Origin of the sequence: Microbacterium sp. lyk4-40-TSB-66, assembly GCF_030209475.1 — a bacterium.
Classification (GTDB): Bacteria; Actinomycetota; Actinomycetes; order Actinomycetales; family Microbacteriaceae; genus Microbacterium.
On record NZ_JARVRW010000010.1, the window covers coordinates 21205 to 40284 of the forward strand.

Below are 19080 nucleotides of genomic sequence, written 5' to 3' on the forward strand. Positions count from 1 at the left end.
GGGGCGACGAGAAGGAGCCCGGATGGATGCCGCGCAGTGGGACGAGCGCTACCGCGCCTCGGCCGGGGGAGTGTGGGCCGATGAGCCGCCCGCCGTCGTGCGCGAGATCACCGCGGCACTCCGGCCGGGGACCGCAATCGACGTCGCGACCGGCGACGGGCGCGCGGCGCTCTGGCTCGCGACCCGCGGCTGGACGACGACGGGCGTCGACTTCTCGTCGGAGGCGCTCGCGTTGGCCGCGGCGCGCCCCGGAGGGGATGCCGTGACCTGGGTGCACGGTGATGTCACGACGTGGGAGCCGGTGGCATCCGTCGATCTCGTCGTCGCGTGCTACCTGCACCTGTCCGACAACGCGGCCGCCGTGGCGCGGATGGCGGAGTGGGTCGCTCCGGGCGGTGCGCTCGTGATCGTCGGACACGACGTCGACAACATCGCGGCCGGAGGCCACGGGCCCGCAGACCCGGCGATCCTCTACACGCCCGCGCTTCTGCGTGGGGCGCTCGACGAACGCTTCCACGTCGCCCGGTGCGGGCAGGTGACGCGCTCCGCCGCGGATGCCGAGCTGCGCGGCGGGCATGCCGCGGCGGCGGTGGACACGGTGCTGCACGCGGTGCGGGTGCGCTGACCGAGGATGCGGCGGGCATGCCACGCGGGCGGTCGACCGCCGCCTTACGCGGTGCGGGTGCGCTGACCCAGGGGGCGTCGGGAGGGCCCGGCCCGCGGTGGAAGCTGTCGGGACCGGCGATCGGCGACGGGAGGCCGCGCGCTCCGGTTCCCGGACCCCTCTCACCCGGCGCGCCCGACGGTTCTGCACGCCCCGGGGGAAGGACTCGTCAGCCGCGCCCGCCGCGACGGAACGGTTTGCGCCGATCGGCGAACACGTAGCCGATTCCGACGACGAGCAGCAGGACGAAGACGATCGCGATCGACCCGAGGATCTCCGCGGGGGGCGCCTGTGCCGGATCGAGGAACGGGTAGGGGTAGTTGCTGGGCTTCGGCGCGAACCCGGTGAAACGCGGGTCGAAGAACGCCCCGCGCACCATCGTGTAAACCAGCCACAGCACCGGCCAGCCGAGGAAGGCGAGGTCGCGGGGACGGAAGCCCTGCCGTGGCTCGACGACGAAGAACCCCACCAGCGTGAGCAGCGGGGCGAGGTGGTGGAACACCTGGTTGTACACCGCGGCGAGGCCGGTCAGGTGCACGGACCGCGCGAGGAAGAGCACGTAGACGATGCCGGTCACGGTGATCCCGACGAGCGCCGCCAGGCGGAGGATCCTCCACCAGGCGGCACCCGACGGCCGGGGCCGCAGGCAGAGGATCGCGGAGGTGACGAGCACCAGCACGTTCGACTGGATCGTGAAGTAGCTGAAAGTGTTGGCCAGACTGCGTCCCTCGGATGCCGTGAGGATGCACTGCGCGATGAGGGTCACGGTGAGCCCCAGCGCCAGGATGCCGTAGGAGACGCGTACCGTCCGCCTCCGGCGCACGCTCATCGGCGGCAGGGTCACGTCGGGACGGGAGAAGCGGCTCACGCGCTCATGCTAGGGCGCGGCTCCCGTGTCGTCACGCTCACCCGCGAGGGCGATACCCCACAAGCGGCCGGACCGCAGGGACGCGGATGCGCGCGCACGGCGTGGTGTCGGGGCGCGCCCCCTGACGACGCAGCCGCGCCCCGCTCACAGCACGATGTCGGCGACCCCCTCGAGCTCGCGGGCGACCACCGGACGCAGTCCCCGCCGCACGAAGACATCGGCGTCGGCAAGCGGCCCGACGTCGAGTCCCGCTTCGGCCGCGATGTCGGTGATCGGCACCTGGAACGTGCGGAAGGTCCCGAGCGGCGTCACCGTCAGCCCCTGACGCGTGTCGACGAGCTCGGTCTGGTCGAGCACGAACCCGGCCGCCGAGAGCTCCTCACCGCTGCGCCACGCGGCGATCTTCCAGAAGCGCAACGGAACGCGGATGCCGCGATAGGGCGGGTCGGCCTCGTCGAGCACGGGGGCCGTGAACACCGCGATGCGCTGGTCGGTCGTCTCGGCGTAGGCGAGGACGTGGTCTTCGAGCCCGAGCCACAGCTCTTTGGACTGGTTGAACCCGGCGGCCTGCGGAGCGGCGTTCGTGTAGAAGAACGTCGCCTCGGTGGCATCCCGAGCCTCGGACGCCGAGCCCCAGCCGGGATCGCGGCGGCGCACGAGGTGACCCCGGTCGAGGTCGTTGCGGCTGTAGACCTCGGGACCGGCCTGCGCGTCGTCGTCGACCCGCGGGTCGAGACGCCACTCGCCCGTGCGGGGCTGATCGCGCAGCGTCGCGCCGTCGATGACGACGCCGGTGACGGCGGCGAATCGGCGCTCCTCATCGAGCAGCACCGAGAAGCGCGGATAGTCGAGCCGCGTGGCGGGTCGGGTGGGCGCGGGGAGGGGGAGGGGGATGCCGAGGAAGTCGGAGTCGTAGCCGTCGCTCATGCCTCCATCGTGCCGTGGACCTCCGACATCGCGACAGACTGGCGAGATGGAACAGCACGTGAAGACGAGGTCGGACGCGCCCGCCGGATTCTTCGCCGTCGAGGCCGCGGGCCTCGAATGGCTGGCGGCGGCGGAGGGAGCGCGTGTCGCGCGGGTCGCCGCCGTCGCGCGCGACCGCATCGTCCTCGAGCGCGTCGCCGAGGCGCGCCCGACCGCGGACGCCGCCGCCGCGTTCGGTGCCGCGCTCGCCGCGACCCACGCCGCCGGGGCCGACGCCTTCGGCTCACCGCCGCCCGGACACGACGGCGACATCTTCATCGGGCGCCGCTCGCAGCCCGCTCGTCCCACCGCGACGTGGGGCGCGTTCTACGCGGCCCAGCGCGTCGAGCCGTTCGTGCCGATCGCGGTGGCGGCGGGGAACCTGCCGGCAGCCGGAGCCGAGGTGGTCCGCCGCGCCTGTGCGGTGATCGCGGCCGGCGCGTTCGACGACGACGAACCGCCCGCGCGCCTGCACGGCGACCTGTGGGCCGGGAACGTGCTGTGGTCGCCCGAGGAGGTGGTGCTCATCGACCCCGCGGCCCACGGCGGTCACCGCGAGACCGACCTGGCGATGCTGTCGCTGTTCGGCTGCCCGTTCCTGGAGCACGTCATCGCCGCCTACGACCGCGTCCGGCCGCTTCGCGCCGGGTGGCGCGAGCGTACGCCGCTGCACCAGTTGCACCCGCTCGCCGTGCACGCCGCCGGGCACGGTGCCTCCTACGGCCGGGCGCTCGTCGACGCCGCGGAGCGGACGCTCGCGCTCGTGTGAGACGCCGGGCCCCGGCATCCGGGGTCACCTGTTCCCGGTGCGAACCGCACCGGGTGTGGCACGCCGGGCCGCGGCATCCGGGGTCACCTGTTCCCGGCGCGAACCGCATCGGCCGCGGTCCGCCGGGGCCGCGGCATCCAGAACCTCGCCGTCCCGCGCGATCCTCGCACCCGGTCGGGCAATTCCTGCGAGCATCGAGCGCATCTGCGAGGAACGCGCGAGCGTCGGCCCCGCCCCGCACCCCGCCCGACCCCGCGTCAGCCCGCCGGGGCCGCCGCCCGCCGCCTCGCCCGCCGCGCCAGCACGAGGTCGATCCCCACGCCGATCCCCACCGCCACCACGATCGAGACGACGACCGCCACGACGGGTCCTCCCGGCACCACGGCCGCGACGATCGCGCCGATCACGGCCTGATACGCCGCCCACGCCAGTGCGGCCAGCGCCGCCACCCCGAGGTAGCGCGCCGGATTCACTCTCGCAGCCCCCGCGGCGAGGTTGACGGCGAGCCGGGCGAAGGGCACGAAGCGCGCCGTGAAGAGGACGACCGCGGCGTTGCGCTCCAGGCGCGCCCGCGCCCACTCCAGCGCACCGCGCACGCGGGGTCCGCGCATCCACGCCCAGCGCTCCACACCGACGGTGCGACCGACCAGGTAGCAGCAGGCGTCGCCCGCGAAGGCCGCCGCCGCCGCCACGAGGATCACGGATGCCAGGGGGAAGGTCTCGTGCGAAACCGCCAGCGCCCCGAACGCCGTCACCGCCGCCTCGCCCGGGATGACGACCAGGAAGGCGTCGGCGAAGACCAGTGCGGCCATGCCGACGAGGGCCCAGGGGCTCGCGGCGATCGCCTGCAGCCACGCGTCGACACCGTCCATCCGGTCACTCTCCGCCGCCGATCGAGACGCGCGACGGACCGGGCGGTGACGCCCCGCGGAGCATCCGGTGAACATCGCGAACGTCGCCCCGATCCGTGTTCCCCGCCGGGCTCCGACGTCCCACCCTGGTGTCGTGAGAATCGCGCTGCTGGCCGAATCCTTCCTCCCGCACATGAACGGGGTCACCGGTTCCGTTCTCCATGTCCTGCGCCACCTCGCCGAGGCGGGGCACGAGACCCTGGTGATCGCTCCGAAGTCCGGCGACGTCACCGCCGACCTCCACGGCGCCCGCACGGAACTGCTGCGCTCCGTGCCGCTGCCGTCGTACCCCGAGGTGCGCGTCGTCTTCGCCCGGGCGGCGCGCCTGGGCGCCCTGCTGCGCGACTTCGACCCCGACGTCGTGCACCTGGCATCCCCGTTCGTGCTCGGGTGGCAGGGGCTCGCCGCGGCCGACGCGTTGAAGATCCCCTCGGTGGCGATCTACCAGACCGACGTCGTCGCCTACGCCCAGAAGTACGGGGTGACCCACGCCACCGCCCTCGTCGCCGGTCACGTCGCCCGCCTGCACCGTCGCGCGACCCTCACCCTCGCGCCCTCGTCGGCCTCGACCCGCCAGCTCGAGGGCCTCGGCGTCGACCGCATCCGCCGCTGGGGCAGGGGAGTGGATGCCGTGCGCTTCGCCCCCGAGCACCGCGATGCCGCGTGGCGGGCCGGTATCGCCCCGCGCGGCGAGCGCATCATCGGGTACGTCGGACGCCTCGCCCCCGAGAAGCAGGTCGACGACCTGCGGGCCCTCGCCGATCTCCCCGGCACCCGGCTGGTCATCGTGGGCGACGGGCCCTCACGTTCCGCGCTCGAGAAGGCGATTCCGGATGCCGTCTTCACGGGCCACCTGTCGGGCGAGGCCCTGGCGCGGGCCATGGCGGGCTTCGACGTCTTCGTGCATCCGGGCGAGAGCGAGACCTTCGGACAGACCATCCAGGAAGCCCTCGCCAGCGGCGTCCCGGTCGTCGCGACGGGGGTCGGCGGGCCCCTGGACCTCGTGCGCTCGAGCGTCGACGGGTGGCTGTACAAGCCGGGCGACCTCCTCGATCTGCGCGACCGCGTCGCCGACCTCGTGGGCGACGAGTCCAAGCGTCGCGCGTTCGCCCGCGCCGCCCGCGAGGCCGTGCAGGGGCGCACCTGGGAGGCCCTGACCCGCGACCTCGTCGGGCACTATCAGGATGCCGTGGCCCTCCGCCGCATCGACGACAGTCTTCTGCTGCGCGGGGGTCCGCGACCCGCCGCCCCCGCGGCATCCCGCACCCGGGGTCGCTGGACGCGGTACGTCGCCCTCGGCGACTCGCTCACCGAGGGGCTGTGCGACGGCTCGCGCATGCCGGCGGGGCAGTACCGCGGGTGGGCGGATCGCCTGGCCGAGCTGCTGGCGCACACGAGTGAGGCCGGACCGTTCCGATACGCGAACCTCGCCGTGCGGAGCCGACGGGTGCGCCACGTCATCGACGAGCAGGTTCCCGCCGCCCTCTCGCTCGAGCCCGACCTGGTGTCGATCCTCATCGGGGCGAACGACCTGCTGTCCCCGGGCCTGGTGATGCCCGCCCTCGTGGCCGAGGTCGACTCCGCGGTCCGGGCGATCCGGCGCACCGGGGCCGACGTGCTGCTGGTCACGACGTTCCTGCCGCGCCGGCCCGCCGCGCGCCTCTTCGCGCGGCGGTTCGCGGCGTACAACGTGGAGCTGCGGCGGATCGCCCAGGAGCAGGGGGCGATCCTGCTCGATCTGGAGGCCGTCGCCGAGCTCGGCGAGCTGCCGCTGTGGGCGGACGACCTCGTGCATCTGCGATCGTCGGGGCACCGCCTCGTCGCGTACCGCGCCGCCGAGGCGCTCGGGGTCCCCGACGCCCGCGCACTGCTCGACCTCGACGAGGCGTTGCACGCCGACACCGACGACGCTCCGCACGGCACGTGGCTCACCCGTGACGCCCTGCCGTGGGTGTGGCGCCGCGTGCGCGGGCGCACCGCCGGTGACGGCATCCTGGCGAAGCACGTCGGCTACGTCGAGCTGCCCACGCGCGGCGATCGGGAGCGAGCCCGCACGTCCTGACGCGAGCGTGCCGCGGTGCGGCGGCTTCGACGAGCTCACCCCCCGGTCGGGAGAACCCTGAGCCTGTCCACGGGGCCGGGAGAGCGCGGACCCGGTGACTTCGACAGGATCCGCCACCTCATGTGCGGCGTCGAGAGGCTCGGCCACCTCTGCGGGTCAGTACCAGCCGTTCCGCTCCGAGTGATCCCAGGCGCCGCACGGGCTGCCGTAGCGCGCGTCGATGTACGACAGGCCCCACGAGATCTGCGTCGCTCCGTTGGTGCGCCAGTCGAGCCCCGCGGACGCCATCTTCTCGCCCGGCAACGCCTGCGGGATGCCGTAGGCACCGCTCCATGGATTCTCGGCCTGCACGCGCCACCCCGACTCGCGGTTCCACAGGAGGTTCAGGCACGAGAACTGGTCGTCGCCCCAGCCGTAGCCGCCGATCTGGCCGCGGGCGTTCGCGCGGGCTTCGTCGGGGGTCATGATCGATGTCGAGGGTGGGGGTGCCGACCCGCCGCCCGAGCTGCCGCCGCCCGAGCCTCCGCCCGAGCTCGAGCCGCCGCCGGAGCCGGACCCGCCGGAGCCGGACCCGCCGGAGCCCGACCCGCCCGAGCCTGAGGACCCGCCGGATGCCGAGGACCCGCCGGATCCGGAAGACCCGCCCGCGCTGGAAGACCCGCCGGATGCCGGAGTACCGGTGCCCGCAGAGGCCGCCCCGCCGCCGGTCGCGCCGCCCGGTGCCGCGGCGTCCTGCTGCGCCTTCTCGCGAGCGCGCGCGGCCTTCTCGGCGGCGGCGGTCGACGCCCGCAGCGCCGCGAGCTGCGCGTAGAGGTCGTCGAGGCGCGCCTGCGCCGCCGCGACGCTGGCGGACTCGGCGTCCGCCTCGACCTGCGCCGTCTCGGCGGTGGCGCCGGCCTCATCGGCGAGTCGCGCCGCTTCCGCACGCGCCTGGTCGGCTTGATCACTCAGGGACGATGCGACGTCGGCCGCACTGCGCGCCTGACCGGCGGTGCGTGCGGTCGCCGTCGCCACCCGGTCCAGGATGCCGAGACGCGCGAGCAGGGAGTCGGGATCGGCGTCGGTCAAGAGCTGGGCGACGAGCGGCCCGCCGCCGACCGTGCGGTACAGGCGAGCGGCGGTCGCCCCGGCCCTCTCGCTCTTCTCCGACAGGTCGGTCGCCGCTTGGGTGCTGCGGGCGGCGAGAGAGTCGGCTCGCGCGGCCGTGGCCTCGGCGAGAGCCCGCGTGCGCTCCGCGGCGGTCGATGCGTCGAGGGCGCGGCGCGAGGCCTGCGCGGCCGTGGCTTCCGCGGCATCCAGTTGCTGCTTCACCTGGGCGACCGCGGCGTCGTCGACGGCCGCGAGCGGGGGTGTCGTCCGCGTCGAGAGGGCCGTGGCGCTCGCCGGAGCGGTGAGGAGGGCGCCCGCCAGCACGGCGCACGCGAGGAGCGTGTGACCTCTGCGACGGATGGGACCCATGAGGTCACGGTAGAGCACGCGGGCCGTCTGCGCCCAGCTCCGGAGCGCGGTCGCTGGTAGGGTGGACGCGAATGCCGTCTTGGCATCCGCTCAATTACATATGAGCTCACGGAGCAGGCCGGCAGACGCTGGTCCCCTGTGGTGGACTCCCCGTCGCTTGCCGGGTGGTCGTCTACTGGTGGCCAGTCGCCGGGATTTCCGGGCCGATACGTCGGCGCGCCCTTTCTGCCTGTTCCTGCTCCTTCGCATGTCAGCTCGTCGCCCACACGGGGCGGCGAGCCTAAACAAAGAAGGAGGGACCTCTTGGAAGGTCCAGAGATCACCGCCGCTGAAGCCGTTCTCGACAACGGCCGTTTCGGCACCCGCACCATCCGTTTCGAGACCGGCCGCCTCGCCCAGCAGGCGCAGGGCGCCGTCGCCGCCTACCTCGACGAAGAGACGATGCTCCTGTCGGCCACCAGCGCCGGCAAGCACCCGCGTGAAGGCTTCGACTTCTTCCCGCTGACCGTCGACGTCGAAGAGCGTTCGTACGCCGCCGGCAAGATCCCCGGCTCGTTCTTCCGCCGCGAGGGTCGCCCCTCCACCGAGGCCATCCTCGTGTGCCGCCTCATCGACCGCCCGCTGCGCCCGTCGTTCGTCGACGGCCTGCGCAACGAGGTGCAGATCGTCGTCACCGTGCTGTCGATCGCTCCCGGCGAGTTCTACGACGCCCTCGCGATCAACGCCGCGTCGCTGTCGACCCAGATCTCGGGTCTTCCGTTCTCCGGCCCCATCGCGGGTGTGCGCCTCGCGCTCATCCCGGGTCACGGCGAGAACGCCGACCAGTGGGTCGCCTTCCCGACCGTCACGCAGCTCGAAGACGCCGTCTTCGACCTGATCGTCGCGGGCCGCGTGCTCGACGACGGCGACGTCGCCATCATGATGGTGGAGGCCGAGGCCACCGAGGGCAGCTGGAACATGATCAAGGGCGGTGCGACCAAGCCCAACGAGCAGGTCGTCGCCGAGGGTCTCGAGGCCGCCAAGCCGTTCCTGCGTCAGCTCGTCGACGCGCAGAACGAGGTCGCCCGCACGGCGGCCAAGGAGATCCAGTCGTTCCCCGTCTTCCCGGCCTACAGCCAGCAGACGTACGACTTCATCGCCGGTCGCGCCTACGACCGTCTGGTGCCCGTGTACCAGATCGCCGACAAGCAGGAGCGTCAGAACGCCGACGACGAGGTCAAGACCTCGGTCAAGGAGCAGCTGCTCTCCGCCGTCGAGTCGGGCGAGCTGCCCGCCGTCGCGACGCTGGAGTTCAACGCCGCCTACAAGTCGGTCACCAAGACGATCGTCCGCGGTCGCATCCTCGCCGAGGGCGTCCGCATGGACGGCCGCGGTCTGGCCGACATCCGTCCGCTCGACGCCGAGGTGCAGGTCATCCCGCGCGTCCACGGCTCGGCGATCTTCCAGCGCGGCGAGACCCAGATCCTGGGTGTCACCACGCTGAACATGCTCAAGATGGAGCAGCAGATCGACTCGCTCTCGCCCATCACGAGCAAGCGCTACCTGCACCACTACAACTTCCCGCCGTACTCGACCGGTGAGACCGGCCGCGTCGGAAGCCCGAAGCGTCGCGAGATCGGCCACGGCTTCCTCGCCGAGCGCGCGCTCGTGCCGGTGCTGCCCAGCCGCGAGGAGTTCCCCTACGCGATCCGTCAGGTGTCCGAGGCCCTCGGCTCCAACGGGTCGACGTCGATGGGCTCGGTCTGCGCCTCGACCCTGTCGCTGCTGAACGCGGGTGTGCCGCTGCGCGCTCCCGTCGCCGGTATCGCCATGGGCCTGGTCACCGACGAGGTCGACGGCCAGACGCGCTACGCCGCGCTGACCGACATCCTCGGCGCCGAAGACGCCCTCGGTGACATGGACTTCAAGGTCGCGGGAACGAGCGAGTTCATCACGGCGATCCAGCTCGACACCAAGCTCGACGGCATCCCGTCGTCGGTCCTGGCCGCCGCCCTCACCCAGGCGAAAGAGGCGCGTCTGACGATCCTCAACGTCCTGAACGCCGCGATCGACGCGCCCGACGAGATGGCGCCCACCGCGCCCCGCGTCATCAGCGTGCAGATCCCGGTCGACAAGATCGGTGAGCTCATCGGACCCAAGGGCAAGACGATCAACTCCATCCAGGACGAGACCGGCGCCCAGATCTCGATCGAGGACGACGGCACCGTCTACATCGGCGCGACCGACGGCCCCTCGGCCGAGGCCGCCCGTGCCCAGGTGAACGCGATCGCCAACCCGACCAACCCCGAGGTGGGCGAGCAGTTCCTCGGAACGGTCGTCAAGATCGCGACCTTCGGCGCGTTCGTCTCGCTGCTGCCCGGCAAGGACGGCCTGCTGCACGTCAGCGAGGTCCGCAAGCTCGCCGGTGGCAAGCGCGTCGAGAACGTCGAAGACGTGCTCTCGGTCGGCCGCAAGATCCTCGTGCGCATCACGAAGATCGACGACCGCGGCAAGCTGTCGCTCGAGCCCGTCGTCGACGAGGAGGCCACCACTCCCGAGCCCGCCGACACGCAGGGTTCGGCGGCCGCGAGCGAGGGTCCCGAGGCTCCCGCCGAAGGCTGATCCTCACCTCTTCGGATGCCCGTCCCGCCTCGTGCGGGGCGGGCATCCGTCGTGTGACGGGTGAGACGGATGGGATCAGTGTGACGACGCCGCGCGCAAGCGTTACGCAATGTTTATCGGCAGACCGGGCGAAAGGCGGGTGCCTTTCGGGTGAACGCCTAATCTCGAAGTACGTCGGGGGGCGTGCTGATACGGCGTCGGCCGTACCGTCGCCCGACGCGGGGAGGACCCCATGAGCGGCTCGGGCGTCGGTGAGACGGCGACGCCGCGCCTGCGCCGCGATCGCGCCCCTCACCCCTCTGCGCCCGTCACGCTCCAGGGACCGGGTCTCGGCTCCCACGTGCGCGTGCCGCTGGGTGAGACCGGGTTCTCGGTCTTCCCGCTCTTCCTCGGCGGCGGCGAGTTCGGCTGGAACGTCGACGCCCGCGAGAGCTACGAGATCCTCGACGCCTACGCCGAGCTCGGCGGCAACGCCCTGCACACGGCCGACAGCTATGCGGCCGGCCGCAGCGAGTTCATCATCGGCGAGTGGCTGCGCACGCGCCGGATGCGCGACGACGCGGTGCTGACCGTCCGCGTCGGCGGTCACCCCGATCATCCGGGCCTCGACTCGGTCAACCTCGTACGCGCGGTCGAAGCCTCGCTCACCCGTCTCGGCACCGACCGCATCGACGTGCTCTCGCTCGATGCGGCCCGGGGTGGTAGGGGATTGCTCGAGGACACCCTCGCCACGAGCGAATGGCTGGTCGAGTCGGGCAAGGTCCGCGCGATCGGCGCCCACGGGTACACCGCGGCGCAGCTCGTGGAGGCGCGCATCCTGTCGTCCGCGGGGTACCCGCGCATCACGGTGCTCGACGTGCCCTACAACGTGCTGCACCGCGCGGAGTTCGACGGCGACGTGCGGCTGATCGCCTCCGCGCAGAACATGGCCGTCACCCCGTCGCACCCTCTCGCGCACGGCTTCCTTGCGGGCGAGACCCGCACGCGCGGGCAGTCGCCCAAGTCGGTGCGCGGCACGCAGGTCGCGGCGAACCTGAACCGCCGGGGGTCGCGGGTGCTCCGCGCGCTCGACGCCGTCGGCATGGAACTGGGACTCCCGGATGCCGCCGTGGCCGTCGCCTGGCTGCTCGCGCAGAAGATCGTCACGGCGCCGATCGTCAACGCGTACGCGCCGCGCCACGTCGTCGAATGCATGCGTGCCGTCGGCGTGCGCCTCAGTCGGGCCCAACTGTCGGATATCGCGCGCGCCGCCGAGTGACGGTCTCCTCTCCGGGGGCGTGACGTAGGCTGGTGGAACCGGCCGGGGGACGGCAGATCGACGACGGAGTGAGCTGACGTGACGCACTACATCTACCTGGTGCGCCATGGCGAGCACCAGGATGCCGAGCACGGACTCACCGACGGCCCCCTTTCTCCGCGGGGTCACCGCCAGGCCGCTCTGCTCGCTGATCGTCTCTCGGGGCTTCCCCTCGACGCGGTGTGGCACTCACCCCTCGAGCGGGCGGCCCAGACGGCGCGAGCCGTGGCCGACCGGTTGCCGGCGGTTTCGCCGGAGTCGTCGGCGCTGCTGTTCGACTGCGTGCCCACGGGGATGACCCCCGAGACGCCCGCCGCCTACGAGCCGTTCTTCGGGTCGGTCACCGAGGCCGAGGTCGACGCCGGTCGCGCTCAGATGGCCGACGCCACCGCCGAATTCCTCGCTCGCAAGGCCGGCGAGGTGCACGAGCTCGTCATCACCCACAACTTCGTCATCTCGTGGTTCGTGCGCGAGGTGCTGCAGGCACCCGACTGGCGGTGGATGACGATCAACCAGGCCTACTGCGGTCTCACCGTCATCGCGCAGAAGAAGGGCCGCCCCTGGACGCTGCTCTCGCACAACGACCTCGCTCACCTGCCGGTCGAACTGCGCACGGGGTTGGTCGACCCGCTCCCCGTCTGAGCCGCGACGGCCCGCCGGCGCCGGCCCTCGGGCGTCGGCAGACGCCGCGTCCGCGGCGCGTCTGTGGACAGAGCCCGGCCACCGCGCACGGCGCCGCCTAGGCTGGAACTCATGACGACACGCGTGGCCATCGTGGGCGGAACCGGCAAACTGGGCGGGGTGATCCGCGAGGTCATCGAGGCCGAAGAGGGGTACGAGGTCGTCGCGGTGCTGGGCTCCCGATCCGACCTCGCCGAGCTCGACGGGGCCGATCTCGTCGTCGACGCGTCGACGCCCGCCGTCTCGATCGACGTCGTCCGTGCCGCGATCGAACGCGGGATCAACGTCCTCGTCGGCACCTCCGGGTGGTCGAACGAACGGATCGCGCTCGTACGGCCCTTGGTCGAAGCGAGTGGCACCGGTGCGGTGTTCATCCCCAACTTCTCGCTCGGTTCCGTCATCGGCAGCGCTCTCGCGGCGGCCGCGGCGCCGTTCTTCCCCTCGATCGAGATCATCGAAGCGCACCGAGAGACCAAGGTGGATTCACCGAGCGGTACGGCCGTCCGCACGGCCGAGCTGATCGCCGCCGCCCGCGCCGACGTGGGGCCCGTCGAATCCCCTCACGTCGATCAGCGTGCGCGGGGCCAGCGCGTGGCGTCCGTGCCCATCCATTCCCTGCGACGCCCGGGTGTGATCGCACGACAGGAGACGGTCCTCTCCGGCGCGGGGGAGTCGCTGACCCTCGTCCACGACACCATCGACCCCGCCACGGCGTACGCCCCCGGCATCCGCATCGCCCTGGCGGCCGCCCGAGAGACGCGCGGCGTCGTGATCGGGCTCGACAGTTTCATCGACATCGGGGTGCGCACGCGTCCCGAAACGCCGGAGGCACCCGTCGCCGACGGCGACGTCTCCGGTCAGGTCGCCGGCGCCACCAGCGCATGAGGGTTCGCGTCGCCGTCACCCTGATGACGGTGCTCCTCCTGCTGTACGTCGTGCTGGCCGGGCAACGCGCCCTCATCCTGGTGACGAGCGGCGAACCCGTCGCCATCGCGATGGGCGTCGCGCTCATCGTGCTGCCGCTGCTGGCGCTGTGGGCGATCGGACGTGAGCTGTGGTTCGGCGTCCGTGCGCAACAGCTCGGCGAACGACTGGATGCCGAAGGGGGCCTTCCCGATGAAGACCTCCCGGTGCGGCCGAGCGGGCGCATCGAGCGTGAAGACGGAGACGCCCTGTTCCCGCGGTACCGCGCCGACGTCGAGGCGAACCCCGACGACTGGCGCGCACGGTACCGCCTCGCGCTGGCCTACGACGCGGCGGGCGACCGCCGACGGGCACGTTCCGCGGTGCGCACGGCGATCCGGCTCGAGAGCACGGAGCGCCGCGCGGGCTGAGGCGCCGTCGACGCCGTCACCCGCGACGAACCGGACGCGGATCGGGAGCGATGGCGCCGCGCCGCGGACCCCCGCTCGAACAGAGGACGCGCGCCGCGGCTCCGCGAGCGATGGCGCCGCATAGCAGCGTTCACCCTCGCGTGATGCGGCGGTTCAGTCCTCGCCGGGCGCGGGGACGGCGGATGCGACCGCCTCCTCGACCGTGCGGTGCGTGAACGTGAAGCCGCTGCTCTCCAGCGCCGCCGGACGCACGTCGGCATCCGACGTGAGAAGGGCCTCGGTCGCGTCCTTCCCGAGGGCGATCTTCACGCCCCACACGGGCGCCCGCAGCACGTAGGGGCGGTTCATGCGCTGCGCGAGGGCGAAGCCGAGGTCGTTCGCCGTCGCGCGGGTGGGACCGGTCAGGTTCACGGGTCCGGACAGGTCGGAGTCGATGACGTGACGGATGGCCCGCACCTCGTCTTCGAGGGTGATCCAGGGCCACACCTGGGTGCCGCGCCCGATCGGACCCGAGACGCCGAGCTTCGTCAGGAGGAGGAGGGGCTTCAGCACCCCGCGCTCGTGCACGACGGGAGCGGTGCGCAACAGGGCGACCCGGGCCCGGTCGCCCGCGGAGCGCGCGGCGTCCTCCCAATCGATGCAGATGTCGACGAGGAAACCTTCGCCGCGCGGGGAGTCCTCGGTGAGGACGGTCCCGGGCTGCGAGCCGTAGAAGCCGGTCGCGCTCGCGTTGACGAGCGCGGGAGCGTCGTCGCCCAGCGCGCGGACGGCGGCTGCCAGGGTGCGCGTGGGAGTGACGCGCGACCACAGCAGGGTGCTCTTGTACGACGGGGTCCACGGGAAGCGGCCGATCGACGCGCCGTTCAGGCAGACCACCGCATCGGCGCCCGCGATCACGTCGGGGTCGAGGGGAGTGGCGTCCTGCAGCCACTGCACCTCGTGCGGGCCCTGCGGGGCGTGGCGCACCAACGAGGTAACCTCGACGCCGTCGCCGCGCAGCGAGTCGATGAGGGCGGAGCCGATGAGGCCCGACGCGCCGGCGATGACGACGCGTCGGGCGGGGGTCTCAGGCAAGCGTCGCCTCAAGGGTGATGTCGATGCCCGAGAGCGCCTGCGAGACGGGGCAGTTGGCCTTGGCGTCGGCGGCGATCTTCTGGAAGGTCTCGTCGTCGAGGCCGGGGACGACCGCGTTGACGTTGAGGTGGCTGCCGGTGATGCCGGTGCCGGGCTTGAAGGTGACGGACGCGGTGGTGTCGACCGACTCCGGCGGCGTGCCGTTGTCGGCGAGGGCGTTGGAGAGGGCCATGCTGAAGCACGCCGAGTGGGCGCCGGCGAGAAGTTCTTCGGGTGTCGTGACCGAGCTCGACCCCTCGCTGCGGGCCTTCCAGTTCACGTCGAACGTGCCGATGCCCGACGAGGTGAAGGTGACTTCACCCGATCCCTCGAACAGGCTGCCCTTCCAGGCGGTGGCTGCTTCGCTCGTGACGGCCATGGGAACCTCCGTGATGTCTGCGCGGCCGGGGTGACCGCGGCGCGGTGCGCACGGTCTGGGCGACCGTGACGCGGCCCAGCCTAGTGAGCGCACATGGCGCCACCCGGGTCTTGACAGCCCCTCGCGCTCTCGCGTTAAGCGATGGCCGAACCGCGCCGACCCACGAGTCCGGTGCGCTGCAGGAGCAGGTAGAGCTGGCATCCCAGGCACAGTCCGAAAACGGCGTTGAGGAAAGCGGCGACGAAGGCCATCGCGGCGGCGATCGGCAGCGCCCACGGGACCCCGGCGACGTGCAGCAGCAGACCGACCGCGGTCACGAACAGGCCCACGCCCTGGGCGAAGCGCGGGGGGCGCGGGTCTTCGAACGTGGTCGGCGGCGACAGGCGCGGCTGGATCACCCGGCGGTACAGAACGCCCCACGGCGCGGTGCGGGGCGCGGCGACGCCCCAGACGAAGAGCACGGCGACGACGAGCACCAGGAGGAAGCCGGGGTCGGTGACGCGCGCGGGCAGCGATGCCTGCTGCACGGCCCAGACCGACGGAGCGAAGGTCTGCCCCGACAGGGGTTGGTAGGCGAAGAAGCCCTCGGTGGCGCGTGTCGAGATGCCGACGAGGCTGAGCACCGTCGCGACCAGCAGAAGGACGGCGGTGATGGATGCCGCGAAGCGCGGGCCGCGGGCGTCGATGCGCGACGTCTCAGGCATGGGTGTCCTCCGTGAGCAGTCGGTCGAGCTCGAGTTCGACGACGGCGCGGCCGGGCGTTCCGCCGAACCGCGTGCGGATCGCCCCCCGTCGGTCGAGGACGAGGGTGGTGGGGGTCTGCAGGACGCGGAACCGCTGGGCGAGGTCGGGACGGTGCGTGAGATCCACGTCGAGGTGGCGGACGCCGCCGCGCGAGTCCGCGACTTCGGCGAGCATGCGGTGCACACCGGGGCAGCGCGAGCACATCTCGGTGCTGAACTGCAGCAGGGTGGCCTCCGCACCGAGCCCGTCCGCACCGAGGCGTCGGGGGTCCACGACCTCGGCCGAATCGACCGCGCGGGCGCGGCCCTGCCGCCGGCGCAGGGCGAGGCCGACGACGGCCGTCAGGGCGACGAGCACGCCGACCGAGAGGAGCGCGAGAGTCAGATCCACGACACGCAACGCTAATGCGCGGGAACGGTCCGGGGGCCGATGAGTCGCCGCATGACGCCGAGCGCGGGGGCTCCCCGGAGTGCCGGCGCACCGGTAGCCCTCCTCCCCAGCCGGAGTCCGTCCCCTGTGCCGCCGGCGTCCCCTCCTCCCGGCTCCCACGCGGGTATCGTGAACCGCGTGACAGCCGACATCCCCACCCCTTACGAAGACCTGCTCCGCGACGTCCTCGCGACGGGGGTGCACAAGTCCGATCGGACGGGCACCGGCACCACGAGCGTCTTCGGTCGACAGATCCGTTTCGATCTGGCCGAGGGCTTCCCCCTCGTCACCACGAAGCGCGTGCACCTCAAATCGATCGTGTACGAACTGCTGTGGTTCCTGCGCGGGGAGTCGAATGTCGCCTGGCTGCAGGAGAACGGCGTCTCGATCTGGGACGAGTGGGCGGATGCCGACGGCGAACTCGGCCCCGTCTACGGCGTGCAGTGGCGCTCGTGGCCGACCGCGGACGGCGGCACCATCGACCAGATCACCCAGGTCATCGAGCAGATCCGCCGCGACCCCGACTCGCGTCGGCTCATCGTGTCGGCGTGGAACCCCGCCGACATCCCCGACATGGCGCTCGCGCCCTGCCACGCGTTGTTCCAGTTCTACGTCGCCGACGGCAAGCTGTCGTGTCAGCTCTACCAGCGCAGCGCCGACATGTTCCTGGGCGTCCCGTTCAACATCGCGTCCTACGCGATGCTCACCCTCATGGTCGCGCAGCAGACGGGCTTGGAGCCGGGCGAGTTCGTCTGGACGGGCGGCGACTGCCACGTCTACGACAACCATCAGGAGCAGGTGCGCGAGCAGCTGAGCCGCGAGGCCTACCCGTACCCGACCCTGCGATTCGTGCGCACGCCGGAGTCGATCCTCGACTACCGGTACGACGACATCGTCATCGACGACTACCAGCACCACCCCGCCATCCGCGGAGCCGTCGCGGTATGACCGTCGGGCTCGTCTGGGCGCAGGCGCACGACGGCGTCATCGGCGCCGACGGGGGGATGCCGTGGCACGTGCCCGAAGACCTGGCGCACTTCCGGGCGGTCACGGGGTCGTCCGACGTGATCATGGGGCGGCGCACGTGGGAGTCGCTTCCTCCGCGATTTCGGCCGCTCCCGGGTCGCCGCAACATCGTGGTCACCCGTTCCGCGGACTGGGCGGCCGACGGAGCTGAACGCGCCGCGTCTCTCGACGATGCGCTCTCCCTGGCCGCGGGTGACGAGGTCTGGGTCATCGGGGGTGGTCACCTCTACGCCGAGGCCATCCACCGCGCCGACGTCATCGAACTGACCCGTCTCGACGTCGACGTCGAGGGCGACACCTTCGCCCCGTCGCTCGACGGGTGGCGCGCGGTGTCCGGCGACCCCGCCGAGGGCTGGCACACGTCGACGAGCGGCGTCCGGTACCGCTTCGAGACCCTCCGCCCGTCGGAGCGCTGACGTGGCGACCGCGCTGATCACCGGCGCCAGCTCGGGACTCGGTGCCGAGTTCGCCCGCCAGCTCGCCGCCCGCGGGGCAGACCTCGTGGTCGTCGCGCGTGATCGCGTCGCGCTCGAGGCCCTCGCCACCGACCTGCGCGATCGCCACCGGGCGCGGGTCGAGGTGCTCGCCGCCGATCTGCTCGACGACGACGCGCTCGCCGCGGTCGAAGCGCGTCTCGCCGACGGCGTCGACGTGCTCGTCAACAACGCCGGTTTCGGACTCGATCTCGCTTTCGCCCGCAATCCGATCGACGACGAAGTGCGGCACCTGCGACTGCACGTGGAAGCGGCCATGCGTCTCACCCATGCCGCGCTCGGGCCCATGCTCGCGCGGGGGAGGGGTCGCATCGTCAACGTCGCCTCCGTGGCCGGCTTCGTGCCGCGCGGCACCTATGGCGCGGCGAAGGGCTGGCTCATCTCGTTCAGCCGATGGGCGAACGTGGTCTACCGGCCCCGGGGCGTCACCGTGACCGCGGTGTGCCCCGGCTTCGTGCACACGAAGTTCCACGAGCGCCTCGGTCTCGCCCCCGGGCAGGAGGGGGTCGCACCCGGTCTGTGGCTCGACGCCGAGACGGTCGTGCGGCAGGGGCTCCGTGCGTCCGCCCGCGGGCGCGCGGTGAGCGTGCCGTCGTGGCGTTACAAGATGCTGGTGGCGGGTTCGCGCCTGCTCCCCGACGGCGCTGTCGTCAAGGCGGCCTCACGAGGGCGCTGAGGCGCACCACGGCGCGCCGACCCTCACGCGGTCGCGGTCAGCGGAACCGCCCCAGCCGGATGCCCGCGAAAGCCAGCGCCGCGATCGTCTCGCCGTCGGTGATCTCGCCGTCGGCCATGAGGCGCAGGGCATCGGCGAACGGCACCCACCTCACGGCGTCTATCCCCTCCTCGCGCTGCGAGGCCGCGGCATCCGCCACCGTCAGACCCCGCGCGAGGAAGACGTGCTCGGGGGCGTCCGCGATGCCGTTGAGGGCGTTCATGCGCCCGAGGGACTGCCACTCGGATGCCGTGATCCCCGTCTCCTCGAGGAGCTCGCGCTGGGCGGCCGCCAACGGATCCTCCCCGTCGGAGCCGCCCGCGGGAACCTCGATCGAGCGCCCCGTCGTGTAGCGGTCCAGCTCGATCAGGCAGACGCGGTCCGCCTCGTCGAGCGCGATCACGAACACCGCGGGATGCTGCATCCGCACGACACCGTAGATGCCGTCGCCGTGCGGTCCGGTCACCTCGTCCTCGCGAACGTGGATCCAGCGATTCTCGTACACGGTGCGCGTCGCGCGAGTGCTCCAGGCCATGCCGCCACCCTAGGCCGCACCCCCGTCGGGGATT

The 19080-nt window shown here is 72.3% G+C and carries 20 protein-coding genes; 11 read left to right on the plus strand and 9 right to left on the minus strand.

What is annotated here, in order from left to right; all coding sequences use genetic code 11:
* Positions 1-22: 22 nt before the first annotated feature.
* Positions 23-625: a class I SAM-dependent methyltransferase gene (locus QRO03_RS12480; protein WP_285137820.1), complete on the plus strand. Its 603-nt coding sequence runs from the start codon at positions 23-25 to the stop codon at positions 623-625.
* Positions 626-833: 208 nt separating this feature from the next.
* Here the strand turns inward: QRO03_RS12480 and QRO03_RS12485 are convergent, their stop codons facing one another.
* Together QRO03_RS12485 and QRO03_RS12490 are read right to left on the minus strand one after the other, a co-directional pair.
* The gene (locus QRO03_RS12485) at positions 834-1532 is read right to left on the minus strand and encodes a Pr6Pr family membrane protein (protein ID WP_285137821.1); all 699 of its coding nucleotides are present in this window, start codon (positions 1530-1532) and stop codon (positions 834-836) included.
* Between the two features lie 144 nt (positions 1533-1676).
* The gene (locus QRO03_RS12490) at positions 1677-2459 is read right to left on the minus strand and encodes a DNA/RNA non-specific endonuclease (RefSeq protein WP_285137822.1); all 783 of its coding nucleotides are present in this window, start codon (positions 2457-2459) and stop codon (positions 1677-1679) included.
* 46 nt (positions 2460-2505) lie between these two features.
* Here QRO03_RS12490 and QRO03_RS12495 point away from each other — a divergent pair, with 46 nt between their 5' ends.
* A complete protein-coding gene (locus tag QRO03_RS12495; RefSeq protein WP_285137823.1) occupies positions 2506-3267 on the plus strand; it encodes a fructosamine kinase family protein in 762 nt (253 codons plus the stop codon).
* A gap of 257 nt (positions 3268-3524) precedes the next feature.
* Here the strand turns inward: QRO03_RS12495 and QRO03_RS12500 are convergent, their stop codons facing one another.
* Positions 3525-4139: a DedA family protein gene (locus QRO03_RS12500; protein ID WP_285137824.1), complete on the minus strand. Its 615-nt coding sequence runs from the start codon at positions 4137-4139 to the stop codon at positions 3525-3527.
* Between the two features lie 133 nt (positions 4140-4272).
* Here QRO03_RS12500 and QRO03_RS12505 point away from each other — a divergent pair, with 133 nt between their 5' ends.
* Entirely contained in the window at positions 4273-6240 is a 1968-nt protein-coding gene (locus QRO03_RS12505; protein ID WP_285137825.1) for a glycosyltransferase, read from the plus strand.
* Positions 6241-6396: 156 nt separating this feature from the next.
* Here QRO03_RS12505 and QRO03_RS12510 read toward each other — a convergent pair whose 3' ends face one another.
* A complete protein-coding gene (locus QRO03_RS12510; RefSeq protein ID WP_285137826.1) occupies positions 6397-7698 on the minus strand; it encodes a coiled-coil domain-containing protein in 1302 nt (433 codons plus the stop codon).
* Positions 7699-8001: 303 nt separating this feature from the next.
* Between QRO03_RS12510 and QRO03_RS12515 the strand changes: the two genes are divergently transcribed.
* The 5 genes from QRO03_RS12515 (at position 8002) to QRO03_RS12535 (ending at position 13611) form a co-directional block, all read left to right on the plus strand.
* A complete protein-coding gene (locus QRO03_RS12515; protein ID WP_285137827.1) occupies positions 8002-10299 on the plus strand; it encodes a polyribonucleotide nucleotidyltransferase in 2298 nt (765 codons plus the stop codon).
* 232 nt (positions 10300-10531) lie between these two features.
* Positions 10532-11557, plus strand: a complete 1026-nt coding sequence (locus QRO03_RS12520; protein WP_285137828.1) for an aldo/keto reductase — start codon at positions 10532-10534, stop codon at positions 11555-11557.
* 78 nt (positions 11558-11635) lie between these two features.
* Positions 11636-12238 (plus strand): histidine phosphatase family protein, encoded by a 603-nt coding sequence (locus QRO03_RS12525; RefSeq protein ID WP_285137829.1) that lies wholly within the window; start codon positions 11636-11638, stop codon positions 12236-12238.
* Between the two features lie 111 nt (positions 12239-12349).
* Positions 12350-13162 carry a 4-hydroxy-tetrahydrodipicolinate reductase gene (gene dapB / locus QRO03_RS12530; RefSeq protein WP_285137830.1) on the plus strand — a complete coding sequence of 271 codons (813 nt, stop codon included), beginning with the start codon at positions 12350-12352 and terminating at the stop codon, positions 13160-13162.
* Positions 13159-13611 carry a hypothetical protein gene (locus tag QRO03_RS12535; protein ID WP_285137831.1) on the plus strand — a complete coding sequence of 151 codons (453 nt, stop codon included), beginning with the start codon at positions 13159-13161 and terminating at the stop codon, positions 13609-13611. Before dapB ends, QRO03_RS12535 begins: the two co-directional genes overlap by 4 nt.
* 153 nt (positions 13612-13764) lie before the next feature.
* Here the strand turns inward: QRO03_RS12535 and QRO03_RS12540 are convergent, their stop codons facing one another.
* The 4 genes from QRO03_RS12540 to QRO03_RS12555 all read right to left on the minus strand — a co-directional run bounded on the left by QRO03_RS12540 (position 13765) and on the right by QRO03_RS12555 (position 16237).
* Positions 13765-14685 carry a TIGR01777 family oxidoreductase gene (locus QRO03_RS12540; protein ID WP_285137832.1) on the minus strand — a complete coding sequence of 307 codons (921 nt, stop codon included), beginning with the start codon at positions 14683-14685 and terminating at the stop codon, positions 13765-13767.
* Positions 14678-15103 (minus strand): OsmC family peroxiredoxin, encoded by a 426-nt coding sequence (locus tag QRO03_RS12545; protein ID WP_285137833.1) that lies wholly within the window; start codon positions 15101-15103, stop codon positions 14678-14680. The genes QRO03_RS12540 and QRO03_RS12545 overlap by 8 nt, the downstream gene beginning before the upstream one ends.
* 134 nt (positions 15104-15237) lie before the next feature.
* A complete protein-coding gene (locus tag QRO03_RS12550) occupies positions 15238-15807 on the minus strand; it encodes a DUF4395 domain-containing protein (RefSeq protein ID WP_285137834.1) in 570 nt (189 codons plus the stop codon).
* Positions 15800-16237 (minus strand): TlpA family protein disulfide reductase, encoded by a 438-nt coding sequence (locus QRO03_RS12555; protein WP_285137835.1) that lies wholly within the window; start codon positions 16235-16237, stop codon positions 15800-15802. Before QRO03_RS12555 ends, QRO03_RS12550 begins: the two co-directional genes overlap by 8 nt.
* A gap of 177 nt (positions 16238-16414) precedes the next feature.
* Between QRO03_RS12555 and QRO03_RS12560 the strand changes: the two genes are divergently transcribed.
* From QRO03_RS12560 to QRO03_RS12570, 3 genes are read left to right on the plus strand one after another with little or no spacing between them, the layout of a single operon-like run.
* Positions 16415-17224, plus strand: coding sequence for a thymidylate synthase (locus tag QRO03_RS12560; RefSeq protein ID WP_285137836.1), 810 nt, complete (start codon positions 16415-16417; stop codon positions 17222-17224).
* Positions 17221-17718: a dihydrofolate reductase gene (locus tag QRO03_RS12565; RefSeq protein ID WP_285137837.1), complete on the plus strand. Its 498-nt coding sequence runs from the start codon at positions 17221-17223 to the stop codon at positions 17716-17718. The genes QRO03_RS12560 and QRO03_RS12565 overlap by 4 nt, the downstream gene beginning before the upstream one ends.
* A gap of 1 nt (position 17719) precedes the next feature.
* On the plus strand, positions 17720-18472 hold the full coding sequence (locus QRO03_RS12570; RefSeq protein WP_285137838.1) for an SDR family NAD(P)-dependent oxidoreductase: 753 nt from the start codon (positions 17720-17722) through the stop codon (positions 18470-18472).
* A gap of 37 nt (positions 18473-18509) precedes the next feature.
* On the opposite strand, the gene QRO03_RS12575 is transcribed toward QRO03_RS12570, so the two are convergent.
* Positions 18510-19046, minus strand: coding sequence for an NUDIX domain-containing protein (locus QRO03_RS12575; RefSeq protein ID WP_285137839.1), 537 nt, complete (start codon positions 19044-19046; stop codon positions 18510-18512).
* Positions 19047-19080: the final 34 nt, after the last annotated feature.

Coding starts and splice junctions, on each gene's coding strand:
- QRO03_RS12490 (WP_285137822.1), bottom strand. CDS start 2,459: ATGAGCGACGGCTACGACTCCGACTTCCTCGGCATCCCCCTCCCCCTC.
- QRO03_RS12510 (WP_285137826.1), bottom strand. CDS start 7,698: ATGGGTCCCATCCGTCGCAGAGGTCACACGCTCCTCGCGTGCGCCGTG.
- QRO03_RS12550 (WP_285137834.1), bottom strand. CDS start 15,807: ATGCCTGAGACGTCGCGCATCGACGCCCGCGGCCCGCGCTTCGCGGCA.
- QRO03_RS12520 (WP_285137828.1), top strand. CDS start 10,532: ATGAGCGGCTCGGGCGTCGGTGAGACGGCGACGCCGCGCCTGCGCCGC.
- QRO03_RS12575 (WP_285137839.1), bottom strand. CDS start 19,046: ATGGCCTGGAGCACTCGCGCGACGCGCACCGTGTACGAGAATCGCTGG.
- QRO03_RS12500 (WP_285137824.1), bottom strand. CDS start 4,139: ATGGACGGTGTCGACGCGTGGCTGCAGGCGATCGCCGCGAGCCCCTGG.
- QRO03_RS12480 (WP_285137820.1), top strand. CDS start 23: ATGGATGCCGCGCAGTGGGACGAGCGCTACCGCGCCTCGGCCGGGGGA.
- QRO03_RS12565 (WP_285137837.1), top strand. CDS start 17,221: ATGACCGTCGGGCTCGTCTGGGCGCAGGCGCACGACGGCGTCATCGGC.
- QRO03_RS12545 (WP_285137833.1), bottom strand. CDS start 15,103: ATGGCCGTCACGAGCGAAGCAGCCACCGCCTGGAAGGGCAGCCTGTTC.
- QRO03_RS12495 (WP_285137823.1), top strand. CDS start 2,506: ATGGAACAGCACGTGAAGACGAGGTCGGACGCGCCCGCCGGATTCTTC.
- dapB (WP_285137830.1), top strand. CDS start 12,350: ATGACGACACGCGTGGCCATCGTGGGCGGAACCGGCAAACTGGGCGGG.
- QRO03_RS12535 (WP_285137831.1), top strand. CDS start 13,159: ATGAGGGTTCGCGTCGCCGTCACCCTGATGACGGTGCTCCTCCTGCTG.